Annotated in this window: 13 protein-coding genes; all 13 read right to left on the bottom strand. The window is 39.3% G+C overall.

Going from position 1 to position 15,585, the window contains the following annotated elements; translation table 11 throughout:
• Window positions 1–4: 4 nt before the first annotated feature.
• Window positions 5–1,213 carry a conjugative transposon protein TraJ gene (gene traJ / locus QNI22_RS23020; RefSeq protein WP_314514200.1) on the bottom strand — a complete coding sequence of 403 codons (1,209 nt, stop codon included), beginning with the start codon at window positions 1,211–1,213 and terminating at the stop codon, window positions 5–7.
• Window positions 1,214–1,228: 15 nt separating this feature from the next.
• Window positions 1,229–1,861, bottom strand: a complete 633-nt coding sequence (locus QNI22_RS23015; protein WP_314514199.1) for a TerB family tellurite resistance protein — start codon at window positions 1,859–1,861, stop codon at window positions 1,229–1,231.
• 16 nt (window positions 1,862–1,877) lie between these two features.
• Entirely contained in the window at window positions 1,878–2,528 is a 651-nt protein-coding gene (locus QNI22_RS23010) for a hypothetical protein (protein ID WP_314514198.1), read from the bottom strand.
• Window positions 2,529–2,561: 33 nt separating this feature from the next.
• Window positions 2,562–3,236, bottom strand: a complete 675-nt coding sequence (locus QNI22_RS23005; protein WP_314514197.1) for a conjugal transfer protein TraI — start codon at window positions 3,234–3,236, stop codon at window positions 2,562–2,564.
• A gap of 30 nt (window positions 3,237–3,266) precedes the next feature.
• Complete coding sequence (locus QNI22_RS23000; RefSeq protein WP_314514196.1) at window positions 3,267–5,732, bottom strand: TraG family conjugative transposon ATPase; 2,466 nt, start codon at window positions 5,730–5,732, stop codon at window positions 3,267–3,269.
• Window positions 5,733–5,800: 68 nt separating this feature from the next.
• Window positions 5,801–6,130 carry a DUF4133 domain-containing protein gene (locus tag QNI22_RS22995; RefSeq protein WP_314514195.1) on the bottom strand — a complete coding sequence of 110 codons (330 nt, stop codon included), beginning with the start codon at window positions 6,128–6,130 and terminating at the stop codon, window positions 5,801–5,803.
• A 12-nt stretch (window positions 6,131–6,142) separates the two neighbouring features.
• Complete coding sequence (locus QNI22_RS22990) at window positions 6,143–7,213, bottom strand: hypothetical protein (protein WP_314514193.1); 1,071 nt, start codon at window positions 7,211–7,213, stop codon at window positions 6,143–6,145.
• 27 nt (window positions 7,214–7,240) lie between these two features.
• Window positions 7,241–11,695: a helicase-related protein gene (locus QNI22_RS22985; protein ID WP_314514191.1), complete on the bottom strand. Its 4,455-nt coding sequence runs from the start codon at window positions 11,693–11,695 to the stop codon at window positions 7,241–7,243.
• Between the two features lie 70 nt (window positions 11,696–11,765).
• On the bottom strand, window positions 11,766–12,209 hold the full coding sequence (locus QNI22_RS22980; RefSeq protein ID WP_313996161.1) for a DUF1896 family protein: 444 nt from the start codon (window positions 12,207–12,209) through the stop codon (window positions 11,766–11,768).
• Between the two features lie 94 nt (window positions 12,210–12,303).
• On the bottom strand, window positions 12,304–12,582 hold the full coding sequence (locus QNI22_RS22975) for a DUF4134 domain-containing protein (protein ID WP_314514234.1): 279 nt from the start codon (window positions 12,580–12,582) through the stop codon (window positions 12,304–12,306).
• Window positions 12,583–12,926: 344 nt separating this feature from the next.
• Window positions 12,927–13,412: a hypothetical protein gene (locus QNI22_RS22970; RefSeq protein WP_314514189.1), complete on the bottom strand. Its 486-nt coding sequence runs from the start codon at window positions 13,410–13,412 to the stop codon at window positions 12,927–12,929.
• A 354-nt stretch (window positions 13,413–13,766) separates the two neighbouring features.
• Window positions 13,767–14,795: a T9SS type B sorting domain-containing protein gene (locus tag QNI22_RS22965; protein WP_314514188.1), complete on the bottom strand. Its 1,029-nt coding sequence runs from the start codon at window positions 14,793–14,795 to the stop codon at window positions 13,767–13,769.
• Window positions 14,796–14,835: 40 nt separating this feature from the next.
• On the bottom strand, window positions 14,836–15,318 hold the full coding sequence (locus QNI22_RS22960; RefSeq protein ID WP_314514187.1) for a helix-turn-helix domain-containing protein: 483 nt from the start codon (window positions 15,316–15,318) through the stop codon (window positions 14,836–14,838).
• Window positions 15,319–15,585: the final 267 nt, after the last annotated feature.

Below are 15,585 nucleotides of genomic sequence, written 5' to 3'. Positions count from 1 at the left end.
TGTATCAGGCGTTTCCTTTGAGCTTGCCTTCCATATAGTTGGAAGAAGGTTCGGGTTTATCTTTGAAATAGGGGGATGCAGAATGGTGGCTTTCCATACTCTGAGACATCTGAGAAGAGGAGCCACCCATCGCATCTCTAACCATCCCGACACCAGATGCTGCTGTATTAACTACTCCACGCGAAGAGTGACCAAAAAGAGTAGTCACTTTCTGCACGAGTGCATTGCCTCCTCCTGCATGGACGATATAACTGGCAACAGAAGGAACAGTAAAGTAGCCAACTATACCAATGATCAGAAAGATCAAATAGGCTGTATCGGTAGGACTAAAGAATGTATCACCACCTATATGGATCTGATTGATATCCAGTTTGAGCATCTGCTCTTGGATTTTGCCAATGATGCTACCGAAAATATTGGCAACGGGTAGCCAGAGATAGATATTAATGTACCGAGCCAGCCAAACAGTGAGTGTATGTGTAAAGCCATCAAAAACAGCTATCCCAAATACAAGTGGCCCCAAAATCGCTAGTACAATGAGTTGAAAGGTACGAAGCGTGTTCAGACATAGAGCTGCTGCTTCGAATATGAGTTCCAGTACCTGACTCATCCATTCTTTGATGGAATTACGAAAACTATAAGAGGCTTTGGCCATGGCAAACTTGATATCATTGCCTAAGCTTTCCAATGTACCTTCAGTAGATGGATCACTGCCTTCATGCGTATACTTGTACCAGCGATCTCTATCGCCATTGCCTGACTGACCCACATACATCTGCCAGGTATTGGTCTGTTTGATAGCTGCCTCTTTTTGCCTTAGTAGTAACGCAATGGATTGATTAGAGCCTTTAACCATAGAACTAGTTGCTGTAACAGTAGGTTTGAGTACTCCATTGACCACATCCAATACAGATGGAAAGAGCGCAATACAGAAGCCCAGTGCAAAAGGACGTAAGAGTGGGTAAAAGTCAATCGGTTCGGCAGTGGCCATATGTCTCCATACCCGAGCTGCAATGTAGAAGAGTGCTGCAAATCCTGCGATCCCTTGGGCAACACTGATAAGCTTGCTGCATAGAGGTATCATCTCGTTATACAATTGTTCCAGTATGGGCTGTAAGCCATTCATCTGCTGGGCTGTTGTTTGCGACCAGCATAGCTGAGGCAAAAGCAGTCCTATGATCACGGGTAACGTGATTTGTTTCCAGGTTTTCATAAGTAGTAGATTAAGCTATTGGGCTATGCCGTATAGATTTTCTAATGTTTGATTGTTATTGCGTTGGTGTGCCCGTTGAATAGCCAGAAGAGTTGTACTTTTATTGAACTCTCGAAGAAAAAGAAGCTTATCCTGCATATGTGAAAAGATCTGGTCAATAGCCCCGAGGCGTTCTTCATCACTCATGCGTAATTTATTGGCTGTAACTACAACGGTTAATTCATCCAGATGGGTAAGGCTTTGTTTGAAGAGTTGTTCGTATACAGATCCCAGATAATTGATTTCTTCCGGTGTGAAATTGTCATCCTTTCGAAATCGGTTGTAAGCAAGTTTGTATTCCTTTACCAGTAGAAACTGGTAGTTAATAATATCTTTTACCCTTTTGTATTTCTTCACTTCTGGACTAACCTGCCATAAACCATCCAAAAACACCTGATGTAGCTTGAAGTTGCCTTCAGATATACCTTTGATAGTCGTATAACCTTTGTAAATAATCTCATACCCTTTTTTCAGATCTTTCAGGATTTGCTTGAATTGGGCAAGCTTTCCTATATTCAAGAGTAGTTGTTGAATCTCCTGTTCCTGCGCCTGTACTTTAGTGGTTGTAGTAGCAAGGAAAAGAATCAGAAGTATACATAGCTTTTTCATAGTTGTATTCCGTTTTCTATTGTGTCGAAGCTCCATTCAACGTGTGACTGGTTTGTATATCTTTTTGCGACCGGATGCGAGAAGTAACAAGAACCATTGTTTCACTATGGAAGTGTTTGAGGAAAGTATAGTGATCCTGCATCTGGATATATAACTCATCAATTCGCTTTAGCCGATTTGCATCATTCATAGAAAGTATATTACTGGTTGTTAGTGCAGACAGGTTATCTATTGTCTGCTGACATTCAGATAGCAATCTCTCATATACCCGCTGGATATAACTTATTTCATCAGCGGTCAATACCTGACTGGATTTAATCTCCTTATTATCCTTTTTACAAGTTTCTTTAATGACTACATGCAACTGGAGTATGGCAGATACTTTGCCATAGTTTTGAACCGCAGGATTAACATCGTCCAGGCTCTGAAAGTAATTTTTGTGTAAAGAGACCTCTTTGTCTTTGATGTCTCCAATAAACGTAAGACCATCTTTGGCAATAGAATATCCCTTTTTTAGAAACTTGATATAGACCTGTAAGGCAGCTATTTGTTTGAGCAAATATTCTTTCTGAGTCTTTTTCTGTTGAAGCCATTCTTTAACATTCTGAGAATAGGCCGTAGCTGTGAAGACAGAAAAGAATCCGATTAGTATGCCTAGTTTTTTCATATAGTTGGTTGTAGAAGATAACAGGATCTTAAACTAATGTAAACCATAGAGTTTGCGGGTTGCTTCAATATCCTGCTGGCCTTTGGATCGTTGTAAACTGAGCATCTGATTCTGGGTATTGAATTCGACCAGATCATAATAGTTGGTTTCTACCTGGTCAGCTGCTGCATGGATGATTTTGAGGCGTTGTGCATCGGTCATTTTAGTAGTCAGTGATTGAGTGATTAGCAGAATCTGATCCATGTTGTTTGCACTTTCTTCCAGAATACCTGTATAGACCTTAGACATATAATTCAGTTCGTCAGGAGAGAAATGTTTATCCTGTTGAAATAACCGCCAGGCTCGTTTATACTCATTGACCAGGCGTATTTGTTTTTGGCTTATGTCTTTGATTCGCTGGTAGTAGGTGATAAGAGCTTTGACTTGTGCCAGTTCATCGTAATACTGTTTGTAGATGCTACGCTGTTTTTCTATCCAATCCGAGATCTGATCCAGTTTAAGTTTAGACATGGTATTTTCCAGTGTCTTCTGAGCATTCTGCAACCAGATGACTTTATTCTGCTGTCGCTGGATTTTTAGATCGACAGCTTTGATTACTTTCACAACGGCTGCTTTAATAATGGCAGCAATGCCTAGTGCCTTTGTCTGTTGAATGGGTGCCAGAAATAAACCCATTATCAGAGTGATTAGAATACATGCTTTCTTCATTTCTGTACGATTTACATTTGTGATTCCTTTTTAGGCTTTTGTTTTTATATCATTGACCAGAGCGGCAATGCCTTTTTGTATACTTCCGTATTTGCGGGCGTACTGAAGAACTTTCATCTTTTCGGTTTCTTCGGTAGTATAGGCAAAGTATTCTTCCGGAGAGACCTCTGTGCGGTAGACTTTTGAAACCATACCTCCCAGCGAGATAAAAACCTCCTTGTATTTTCGGGTTGGATCATTGGCTTTATTGACAGATAAAACCAGTGCCTTTTCTTTTTCTGTCAATCCCAATAGTTCTTGTATCTGATCGAACTTATTTTGGTATTTGCTCTGATCCAGTAGAATCTTGCAATCACTATTATTGATGATGGCTTGTTTGACTACTGGTGAACTAATAATATCCTCAACTTCCTGCGTGACAACAATCGCTTCTCCATAAAATTTACGTACCGTCTTGAACAGGTATTTGATATATTCTGCCATCCCTTCTCTGGCGATTGCTTTCCAGGCTTCTTCAATCAGAATCATTTTGCGGATACCTTTCAGCTTGCGCATTTTGGAAATAAAGACTTCCATGATAATGATTGTTACAACCGGAAACAGAATAGGATGATCTTTGATATTATCTAGTTCAAAAACTATGAACCGTTCAGTGAGCATATGCAGGTTTTCAGTAGCATTCAACAAGTAATCAAACTCACCTCCCTGATAATAGGGGCGGAGTACATACAGAAAGTTGTCGACATCAAAATCCTTCTCTTTTACTTTGTCATTGCTGAGTATTATCACAAACTCATCCCGCAAGAATTCATAGAAGCTATTAAAGCACGCAAATAGGGTAGGAGTATTCTCTAGTTTCTCATAATAGAGTTGCAAGGCATTAGATAAGGCTACATACTCAGAGCGATTGAATGTTTCATTGTCCTTCTTCCAGAGCGCTAATAGCAGGGTTTTTATACTCTCTTTTTTCTCTGTGTCCAGTTTGTCTTCCTCACCAATAAAGAAGGGATTAAACCGAATAGGATTCTTTTCATCATAGGTAAAGTAGTATCCCTTTACCATGTCGCATAACCCTTTGTAACTATGACCTACGTCTACCAGTACAATATGGGTTCCCTGTTCGTAGTAACTCCGTACCATATGATTGGTAAAGAATGACTTACCACTTCCTGAAGGACCAAGGATGAATTTGTTGCGATTAGTACAGATACCTTGTTTGACTGGTTCGTCACTGATATCTACATGTACAGGCTTTCCTGTTAACCGATCTCCTAACCGAATACCTACAGGACTCAAAGATGACCGATACCCTGTTTCCAGATTAAGAAAGCAGGCAGCCTGTTCGGCAAAGGTGTCAAAGGTATCATTGCTTGGAAAGTCAGCTTCGTTACCTGGCATGCCTGCCCAGAAGATTTGTGGAGCGCCTACCGTTTCCTGTTTAGCGACTGCATCCATTTGAGCAAGTGCAGAAGAAACCATATTCTTCAGATCCTTTAGTTTGGATTTACTATCTGTCCAAACCAAAAGGTTAAAGTGAGCCTTTACAGGTAGACGTTGTTCACTGATTGCTTCATTTAAGAAGGCATTGGTCGCATCACGCGCAAGCATATTCTCACGGGAGTAGGCCGAAAGAGATTGTAAGCGTAACCGTTTGGACTCTAACTTCTGGATGGTTTTCTGTGAATCCTCTATAAAGATGTATTGGTTGTAAATATGATTACAGGGTAAAAGCTGACCCAGCGTAGAAGCAAACCCTACAGAGAATTTAGTTTTATCTGTAGAATACCGATCATAATTAATTCGTGAACCACACAAGGCAGGTAGATCCTCTGCTTCTGCAAGAGTATATACCTGACAATGTTGATCTCCAACCTGGATACCTTCTTCAAAATGAATGTCCTTGTAAAGCGGTGAGCTTGTTTGGGTAGACAAATAGCAATACCGTTCTACTAAGCCCATTTTACTTTGTTGACTTACTAACTCTTGTTCTGTCAGGCGTTTCAGTTTAACAAAGCCACTATCTTCCAGAATCCGTTTAAACTGCCCTGCGTTATCTAGAAAGTCCTGAAGCATTTGAGGCTTTAACACTTCTTGTGGAACAATCGAACTGCGAATCAGATTGGAAAATAGAGAACTGCTAGTTTTTCTACCTGAAGGCTTTTTTGTTAGCATGATATAACATTGGTGTTCCAGAAAGGGACGTTCATTAAAAAAACGTTCACTACTATGGGATAGAAAGCTATTGTCAGCTTGAGTAAAGTCAGGTTTGTACTGTGTTTCTAAAAACCAGTCTTGTTTGTGAAATACAGAAAAACGTGGCAATACCTTAATGGCTTTAATCCAGATCTGATGAAATGCTTCATACTCCTGGTTCGAGAGAGTAAATATTTCAGGAAGTTCTGCCTGAAATACCAGTGTGACATCACCTTGTTTTGACAATAAACAGTCATGTTCAATGCCCATAATGGGAAATATATCCTGCAGCACTTTTTCCATCTTGATACATAGTTGAAAGGAGTTATAAAGTAGTATGATTGAGAGTGGTAATCTTTAGGATTTCCTACTTACTGTGTTTTGATTTTTATTCGAAGGAATATGTCCCGATTATAGGATTTGATAACCTTAGGAATTTGTCGTCTGGCAATCTTTTTCATCAGACCATATTCACCATAGGTATTGCTGAGCTTATAAATCTGAAGCGTTATACTTGCACCTAAAGTTAGAATGATACCCAGACTGATAAATGTGTTTAAGCCTATAAAATAGAATATGGCATATAGAACCAGTAAGCCTACAACACCTGCTCCCAGATACCAGATGTATTGAGCTTTGAGGCCTTTGAATTCAATGCTTTTATTAATGCCTTTGTTGATCGTATAGACACTGTTAGTCATAGAAGTACGTAGTTAAAGTTTAGCTCTCAGGTGGCGTTTGACAATAGGCGAAGGTTTACAGATATCAGATTTAGTAGTAGCCTTTGTATAACGAGTAATCACTTTCAGCAAAGGCTGAGTAACATACTGGCAGATACTTGGAGAAACAGATTGGGTATTCTTCTCTGTTGCAGAGATAGTCTTCTGCTCAGTTTGTGTAAGCTGGTTGTGTTGGATCTTTAGGGTAATTTCTCGTTCGATTCTTGCCAGATCATTTTTCAGTTGAATAAGGTCTGCCTCCTTATCAAAGGATTTGCAAGTGAGCTCTGTAAGTATAGTTTGATTGGCTTTTAGTTCTTCTAAATCCTTTTGATACTTTGCCTGAAGAGAATCAACCCGATCTATCGCATTCAGAAAATAACGGGCTGCCAGTTTGGGATTATCTTTATTAGGCTGACCCTGATTAAACGTATACAGAATCTCACTTCCTGGCCGTCGAGCATAAAAACTATTTTTATAGCTTTCTACAAGCTGATTTGTATCCCATTGATCTTCTCTGTCTCGTTTGATATAAAGATCAAATCCATAGAGCGTTCCAATTTTGCTTGTTTGCTCCTGATTCCAGGTATTGTGTAACCGGATAAGATATTTTCCAATTGCTTCTGTATTATTAGAAGTTAACCCTGTCAGTTGAATGGGATTTGCTTTTGTTCCCTCTTTTTCATACCGAAGTTGGCTATGATACCAACTTGCATCTTCCTTTAACTGATTTAGAATTTTAATTGTAACAGACTTTTCCTGTATAAGAGTGTTCAGCTTGGTTTTCGCTTTGGATTGTTCGCGGTAGTGAGCTACTTTCAGACTTTCCAGAACGGCTATCTTCTTTTCCAGTTTGGACTTTTCAAGTAGTGATGTATCACCTGAAAGGATGGCGATGTATTCTGAAAAATTCATCCCGCTTTTTTCATCTACAGCTCCCTCATCAATGGTTCGAACATTCAGTTCACAGTTTTTCATCTGGCTAATGAAGGTCTGCTTGTTTTTAAGCAGATTGAACTTGTAGTTATCCAGTGACTGCTCAACAGCATAGACAAAAGATTGCACCTTATTACCATACTGTTCTCTTGCCAGCTAGTTTCCCTGTCTGGCTCCCCGACCATTGCGTTGTTCTAGTTCGGATGGCTTCCAGGGAATATCCAGATGATGCAAAGCAATCACTCTTTCCTGAACATTTAGCCCTGTTCCGGCTTTTTCGGTACTTCCAATCAAAATCCGGATCTCTCCCTGATTCATCTTGTGGAAAAGCTCTGGCTTTTGTTTGTCGCTCCAATCATGAATAAAGCTGATATGATGAGCAGGAATTTGAAAGTCAGTAATTAACTTTTGTTTTAAAGCATCATAGATGTTGAATGAATCCGATTTTGGTGTGCCAATGTCTGAGAATATAATTTGTGTGCCTTTGTATGGTGTGCTTTGTTGATATAGCTCGGCTACCTTTCTGGCACAGACATTTACTTTATGATTGGGATGGTCTTCATATATACTTTCATTAATCAGACGCATATCTGCAGCCATCTTCTTGGCATAATTGGTAGCTATAAGCATACGTCCTTTGTCCTCTTGTTTTGAAAGTGGCGATCTACCAATCAGCGTACCATCACCTGTTTTGGCAAACTGCATGAGTTTTTGTGTAAATTCCTTTTGTGCTGGAGTAGGAGGAATATTGATTAGCGTTTCCTGTAATTCAGGTTTTGCCAGTTCAATATGTTTAGCTGTTTTATAGTCTGTAATCTCATTGTAAAACAGGGCTAGCTCTGGTACTTTGATAAAATGGCGGAAGCGTTCCTTGGCAATGATTTCATTGGTAACAGAGAATTCAAAGTCTGTTGTTTTTCGAGCAAAGACTGCTGCCCACCCATCAAAATTTTCAATACTTTGCCGCTCTAGTTCTTTCGGACGGAGGTATTTGAAAATCAGATACATTTCCGTCAGGCTATTGGAAATAGGTGTACCGGACAGAAACGTAACACACAAATCCGAATCAAACTGAGATTGTAATTCCCGCACAGCAAAGAGCATATTGAGTGCTTTCTGACTCCCTTCCGTATTACCCAGACCTGCTACACGGTCATGACGGGTCGTAAAGGTGAGATTTTTGAACTTATGCGCTTCATCTACAAACAGATGATCTACACCCAGTTCCCGAAAGTATATGCCTGTATCCTTTTTAGATTCTATGTCTCTGGTTAGCGTTTTGAGCTTATCTTCCAGGTTGTTTTTACGTATCTCTAGTCCTTTGAGCATCCGTTTAGAAATATCACCACCCAGCTCTTTGAGCGTTTTCAGATCCCGTTCTACATTGGCAAGTTCTGTCTCAAATATGGTTTGCTGAATCTGGGGTGACTGCGGTATTTTACCAAACTGATCGTGGGTAAGAATGATGCAATCCCAGTGATTATTTTTAATTTCATGTAAAAGCCTCTTGCGTTTATCGGGTGTAAAGTCAGTTTCTGCAGGTGCTAGAATCCTTGCATTGGGATAGGCTTTTCGGTAGGTATCAGCAATCTGATTCACATTGGCCTTCAGTGCCAGAATCATGGGTTTGTGTGCAATGCCCAATCGTTTCATCTCATGAGCTGCTACCACCATGGTCAGCGTTTTACCTAGACCGACTTCATGGTCAACCAACGCCCCTCTGTTTTGTAGAATACGCCATACAGCATTTTTCTGTGAAGAGTATAAATCATCAATACCCAATCTGGTTTTATCCAGTTCTGGAAAAGTCAGATGATCGCCATTGTATTCACGGAGTACATAACAGTTGAATGTCTGGTTATAGAGTGTTTCCAGTTGCTGCTTATCTGAGGCAGGTAATTCTTTTAGCCAGCTAACAAAGGTATTGCGGATGGTTTCTATTTTCTGATGTGCCAGTTGAATCGCTTCATTATCGGGTACTCGGATAGATTTGCCATCGGCTCCTTCTACTTCATAGGTAAAGAAAGGGGTTGTATTTTCCAGGGCGTGTTCCAGTAGTGTGTTGCCATACATGGTTCGCCCGCCTTTAGGCGTAACCACAAACTCCTGTGTGATTTTGGCATTATACCCTTTGGCCTCTACCTTAAAGCTATCCAGTGAAGGAAAATAACTGACTCCTACAGGATAGTCAAATAGTTTGGAGGCAAACTGTGTATAGTATGAAGTTGGTATCCAGCGTTCACCCAGGTTAAAGTCCAGTAACTCAAAGGGAATCTTTTCAGGTTGCACATGCGCAATAGCTTCTAGGCTTCGTTGGTACTGCACATTGTCTGGTTCTAGCTGGCTTTTTTGCTGTGCAATACGAAGTTTCTCAACGACATTTCCGGATAGATACTGATCGGTTGTCTCCCAGCTATTGTGTTGAGGATTCAGGTAGATATGTTTTTGAAGCCTTTGGATCAAATCAGTTTCTGACAAATGAGTGATTTGACGCATCATGGGTAGATCTACTTTTCCTTTTTCATTGAGAGAGTACGTCAGTGCTTCTAATGGATCAGTAGTTTGAAAAGTTGTTTTGGTTGGAAAAAGAGGCTTTTGAAAAATATCAGATGTAACAAAATGTTCCCCTTCTTTCCGTTCCAGAGAAGAAATAATATTCTGTCCAAACGGCTCATCTTTGAAAATACGTTGTTTGTTGACACTCAGATTGAGTAAGCCATACGCTTCTGTGAACTGTTGATACGATTTCTGTAAGTGTAGTCTTAACTCAGAAAACTCCTGTCTCTGGGATGTTTCTTGTTGAGAAAGCATCAGATAGCTATCTCTTAGTTGAGTATAGAGCTTGTAAAAAGCCAGATTTGCATCCAGACTAGACACAGACATAAACAAAGCCTTGCCAGAAGGAGTACCATTGTATGTTACAATTCCTACCTGATTTTGCTGCACAACCAATGTCCCTTCCTGATAAAAAGGCATAGGATGCAGTAGCTCTGAAAGTGTGGTAGCAGCATTATTTTCCTTAAACTGAAAAGAAGTATCTCCCTGATATATATACTCATGATCATATTGAGCGAGTGTTTGAGATAATTTTTCCAGTTGTCTGGTGATACTTGTTGCATTTGTCCATTCAGTTGGAAACTCAATCTCCGCTACATTAGAGCAAAGCTTATACACATATAACTTAGATGATTTAGACTTGGCTGTCAGCAGAACAATGCTTTCATGTTCCGGATTGGCTTTGGTGGTTACTTTCTGAACAATGCGAGCAGAAGCAGATTGAATAATATCCTGATCTTGAGAAGTCAGATAGGATTGAGCCCGATTCACTTCCTTTACAGAACTAGTATCAAACAAACTCAGCTGTAATCCTGAAGTACTTATTTGACCTTCAGGAATAGGTAACAAGGTAAGCTTGGACTTATGATCTTGTTGTGTTAAACTGGACTGGCTTTGCTGAAAACGTTCTGCATTAAATCGTTTCTGAAGCCCTTCTGCAATGGTTGCAGCTAGTGCACCAGCAATGTCATTTAGATTGCCATGTTGCCATACCTTCTGACTCGCTTTTCCATACTGATTGGTACCAGCTGAAATTTGGTTTGCTGCAATCACTTCCGAATGCCGATGCAAATAGGCATTGACAGAAAAGCGTCCATACTCATTCTCTTGTTCAACTGTCTCAAGCAGAAAGTCTTCTTTGGTAGATAGATTGGGCTTGTTCTCGTTTTTCTGGACGATAAGTAAATGTGAAGGAGCTTCTGTATTGGCAGTTTCTTTCATCAGATTATCCGGCATGACAGTCACACTAATGAAATCAGCTTGCTTGAAAAGATATTCCCGTGCTGCCCGATTGGAAGGGCTATTTAGAAAACTATCTGTGGTAAGATAGGCCAGCAGACCACCATCACTGATTTTTTCAAGTCCTTTGGCAAAGAAGTAATTGTGAATCCTGCCTGACAGTGCTTTATCTGAAAATGATGGATCATGCACTGAGAAATTGCCAAATGGAATGTTACTGACTATCAGATCATATTTTCCCTTTTCCTCCAAAGGAGTATTTTCAAATCCTTTGTTGTGGACAATAGATTGTATCGGTAATTGACTCAGTAAAGCTTTTAAGACCTGACTGGTTAAAAGATCTTTCTCTACAGCTACAATTTGTTCCAAATCAGGAAATACTTTTATTGCTTCTGAAATGAAAATACCAGCTCCGCTACTAGGTTCGTAAATGTGTTTGGGTACAATGGCCTGTTCTTTTAAAACACTATAGAGTGTTTGAGGGACAATAGCGGGCGTATAAAAAGCTGTGAGTACACTGTTTTTCAATGATTGCACTACTTGCTTATACTCTTCTTTGCTAAAATGTGATTGAAGAATGGTATGCAGTTGCATCATCGATTCATACAACCGCATATCCTCTGAAGTAGCATGTAATCGAAGCCAGGCTTCTTTTTCACCAGCAGGATAAAGCATAGCTTTGATGCCTCCAAACCCTGAATAATGCTGCAAGACTTCTATTTGCGTAGAGCTAAGCGTCTGGGTTGGTTTCCAATCTAAAGCAATTTGGATAGCTTCAATATTATCTGTTAATTTTTGGGAAAGCGAATATGCCATACAACACAGGGTCTATCTCGTCTCTTTGCTTTTCTTTGCGGAATCTGCTGTACTCTGTTATGCAGATGTGTTATTTTGTGGAATCCCAATACATCTGGATGCTGCCAATAATGGCATTTCGGAGAGAAATACTATCTTCAGTTGCTTCACTGAAACCAAATTCTTCAAATACCTGCTGACAGAATTCAATCAGGTTAATCACTTCGTAAGTCAGAAGATTGCTAGTTGAAAGCCTTTGGTAATCACTTTCAAATTCCTCTTCCAGAATAGCTTTCAGGTAATTGAAGCGGGAAGGGCGTAAATCGCTGGTCATCGCATTCAAACATTGCTCTTCAATAAAATACGTGGGTTTGCATTGAGCCTGAAGTTGCCTGGCAAGAGATTCGGCTATCCTTGCTTTTTCCAGAAAATAGGTTGTGGTAGTACCTTCTTGTTGTAAAATAGCAAGTAGATCTGGATTGTTTTCCGAGATATATCGCCAGAGTTTGGGAATCAATACATCCTGCACAAGCATATGAGTGGGTAGATTATAGAAGAGGTAGATTAGGAAGAGAATTGACTTTGAAATGGATTGGGATCTATGCTAGGTGCAGAAGTTACTGCTTATCTTATACACCAAAGAAGGACTTGATAACTGTCGCTACTACCACAAGAAAGACACAACTTCCAAACCAGGCTGCTGCTACTTTGCCTGTGTCCTGATCGCCTGAATTCCACTTCTGGTAAACTTTCACTGCGCCAATTAGACCAAGTATGGCTCCAATCGCATACATCAGGTTTGTACCTGCATCAAAATAACTGCGTACCCGCTGATTGGCTTCATTAATTCCGGCAAGACCATCCTGAGCCATTACAGAGAAATGAATAATGGTTAGCAATACAGTCATGCCAAAGGCTGCCACTTGTTTGAAAGAGAGGCGATTGTAGCGTACTGTTTTTCTTTTCAACAGCGATAAGGAGGTGAAATAGGTTTTCATAGAAAAAGGATTTATAGGGTTGATAAAAGTTTAAAGAAGGTTTTCTCCCCAAGCCTTCCTGCTCCAGTAGCAGGAAGGTGGAGAGGGCTGCCATCCATTACCTCCGTTAGCAACTTCGCGGCTCTACAGCACAACGAGTAGGATGGGAGCCATGTCTTTGATGTATAAGTAGAAGATTTTTAAATGTTGCCTATTTTCCTTTCACAACCTCCTCACTCGAAGGCAAGGAGGAGGAAAGGTGGCTTTCCGGTTCCTCATTCCCACAACTGCCGAATCTGATCTTCACTGAAGGTCGGAAAGCCAAGATCTTCACATTCGTTTTGTATTAGCTCACTGATAGCTGACTGAAATTGAGTGCTTTTCAGATGGTTATATTCCCGAAGAACTTCAGTTAATGAATCAATAAGTGGAACCTTATCTGGATTGCTCGTTGCTGCTTCTTTGATCGTATCTTTTAGCTTGTGTATCAGTTGCCCTACTTGGTCAAACAGATCATCACTTGTGTCTGCAAAGGATAATTCCATTTGAGTGGATTCAGGCGGAGAAGCCTCATCTTGCCTATCCAAGGAATTAATATAGGTAGGAGAGGAACTAGCAACTAACTTTTGGGATTTTATCCGTTCAGTGAAGAATTGAATGCTTTCTTGAGAATAGAAGCGAATGCCAATAATGAGATAATAACAAACGGCAATAATCAGCAGTGTTATCAGGTAGCTAGGCCAGGTAATAGAGTGTAACATTGTCTTAACGGGTTTATTTGTTTTTGTTAAGACAAAGGTGGCGCATTGCGAAAGGCCTTATTCACAATACGATACCAAGTTGGGAAAGATTTATTGGAGATTTTTTGAAGTAGCCATTTGGTCTGTGTTGGAACTAATGGAAGAATATACTCACTAATGTTATGCTAAACCGTTGTATTCTATTTTAATAATTTTTTTGAGAGTAAATATGACATCAACTTTTTTAATTTTAGGTCTACTACATAACTATTGAAAAATACTACTATGTAGTACTGATCTTTTGGAGAATGAATAGAAATTTAATGCTAAAGAGACGAGTTAGCATCTGATATGGATGAACCACTGAACATAAAATTATTGATGGATTACTTGAAGCCAGCCTCGCAATGGTTTATAACCTGACTTTTCTAGTACATAATAGTAAATACCTGAAGGAGTCCCTTCTGCTTTCCAATTTTGTTTGTAATCAAAGTCTTCATATATCTTTTGCCCCCACTGATTTACTATAACCAGATGCCAGTTCATGGTATCAATCCCTTTGAATTCAAACTGATCGTTCTTATTATCTTCATTAGGCGTGATTACATTGGGTATATAGAATCTATCTGCACATTCCTCAATATATACATTGGTGATATCTTTAAATATCTGTCCGTCCTTCATGATTTCTACTGTATAAATACCCGCATTTCTGACTACGTACTCTTTACCTGAGTAGCCATCCTGCCATTGATAGCTATCACCTTCTAGTGCGGGGTTAATTACCAAAGAATCCCCATAACAAAACGACATACGTTCAGGAAGTAAATCTGCAAAGTATAGAGGTGAGAGATTATCTACCAGGATACGCCCCCAATAAAAAGTGTTTTTAGCAAAGTAGGTTTCAAATATCAGTCTCTGGTGTCTTTGTTGAGGATTCAAATGAATGGTATATCTTCTCCACTCAGGATGATCAATTGCCTGACTGGATTGCCAGAGCAATTCTCTTGATTCACATTGGGCATCTCCTCCCCATACCCTGAATAAAGCAGGATAATGAGGATCTCCACTCCAACCAAAAGAGTACGCCAGATCAACCGAAAAACTATAGGCTATATTAGCTTCCAATGAGTGATATAAATATTGGGAGGCCATTTCAGATGATCCATCTTCACGGCAAACCATGCTGATATATGTTTTTCCTTCTGAGGGTTTGGTTTCTACTCCCCAGAAACTTGGTTGGGTATCTACTGTACTTTTTGATCCACAATTGGACCATCCGGATGGAGGTAAATCACTTTTAGGTGGTCCTTCAAAGGATGGGTTATCAAAAAGAAAAGATTCTTGAGCATGTGAGGATAAAGAGACAATCAGAATGGAAATGAATAGATACGTTTTTTTCAAATGCATTAATATAAAGTAATAGCTTAACTGTATGGCAGGGTTATTTCTCTGGCAATATCGCCTCTAAATGTTTTAACGTTTCCAGAAGAATGATTTTCTCTCTTTTTAATAGTTCCATTTCTTTCTTTTGCGAATCAATCTCTTTTTTCTGTGATTCGATGATTCGCAAAAGGGTTTTACGCTGCAAAGATTCTATTGTTTGATCCTCTTCCTGGTCATAAAGTACAGTAGGAGAGTTGTTAAGTTCACTTAAACTCTTTATGGATTCCATGCGTCTGTTAGCCCCACTCAGAATAGCACTCTGTAAATTTTGATAACTCTCATATTTAGTTGGAAATAAGATATAGTACATATCCATGTCTAAAACAGAGGCAATCTGAGAAAGTCTGTCAACAGTTATACGTGTTTCATCTCGTTCAATTTTACTATAAGCTTGCTGAGTAATTCCAAGCTGAAAAGCAACATCTTTATGTGATAATTTTTTTAAGATTCTGAATTGGCGAATCGTTTCTCCGATGTTCATTTGATTGAAGACTAATGTAATTATAGTAAGAGTCTGTATAATAGATTATTAACTATTTTATATGAGATTTAGTAACTGGTTGATAGTGCCAGTTAAGAAATAATATGTCTTTAGTATAAGAAATACATATTTATGAAACATTATGTTTTATTTAAAGCGGAAATAAATTAAATGAGACAATAAGATAGACACTTAGTAAGTGATATCTTTCTTTTTTATTATGAATTATTAAATATTTACCAATTTTGCTTGTAAAAATCTAATTTT

Source organism: Xanthocytophaga agilis (assembly GCF_030068605.1).
In the GTDB taxonomy this organism is placed as follows: domain Bacteria; phylum Bacteroidota; class Bacteroidia; order Cytophagales; family 172606-1; genus Xanthocytophaga; species Xanthocytophaga agilis.
Note: the sequence above shows the minus strand (reverse complement) of the source record. Positions and strands in the feature narration are given on the sequence as shown.

Coding starts and splice junctions, on each gene's coding strand:
- QNI22_RS23015 (WP_314514199.1), bottom strand. CDS start 1,861: ATGAAAAAGCTATGTATACTTCTGATTCTTTTCCTTGCTACTACAACC.
- traJ (WP_314514200.1), bottom strand. CDS start 1,213: ATGAAAACCTGGAAACAAATCACGTTACCCGTGATCATAGGACTGCTT.
- QNI22_RS22985 (WP_314514191.1), bottom strand. CDS start 11,695: ATGGCATATTCGCTTTCCCAAAAATTAACAGATAATATTGAAGCTATC.
- QNI22_RS22975 (WP_314514234.1), bottom strand. CDS start 12,582: ATGACTGTATTGCTAACCATTATTCATTTCTCTGTAATGGCTCAGGAT.
- QNI22_RS22980 (WP_313996161.1), bottom strand. CDS start 12,209: ATGCTTGTGCAGGATGTATTGATTCCCAAACTCTGGCGATATATCTCG.
- QNI22_RS22960 (WP_314514187.1), bottom strand. CDS start 15,318: ATGAACATCGGAGAAACGATTCGCCAATTCAGAATCTTAAAAAAATTA.
- QNI22_RS23005 (WP_314514197.1), bottom strand. CDS start 3,236: ATGAAGAAAGCATGTATTCTAATCACTCTGATAATGGGTTTATTTCTG.
- QNI22_RS22995 (WP_314514195.1), bottom strand. CDS start 6,130: ATGACTAACAGTGTCTATACGATCAACAAAGGCATTAATAAAAGCATT.
- QNI22_RS23000 (WP_314514196.1), bottom strand. CDS start 5,732: ATGGAAAAAGTGCTGCAGGATATATTTCCCATTATGGGCATTGAACAT.
- QNI22_RS22970 (WP_314514189.1), bottom strand. CDS start 13,412: ATGTTACACTCTATTACCTGGCCTAGCTACCTGATAACACTGCTGATT.
- QNI22_RS23010 (WP_314514198.1), bottom strand. CDS start 2,528: ATGAAAAAACTAGGCATACTAATCGGATTCTTTTCTGTCTTCACAGCT.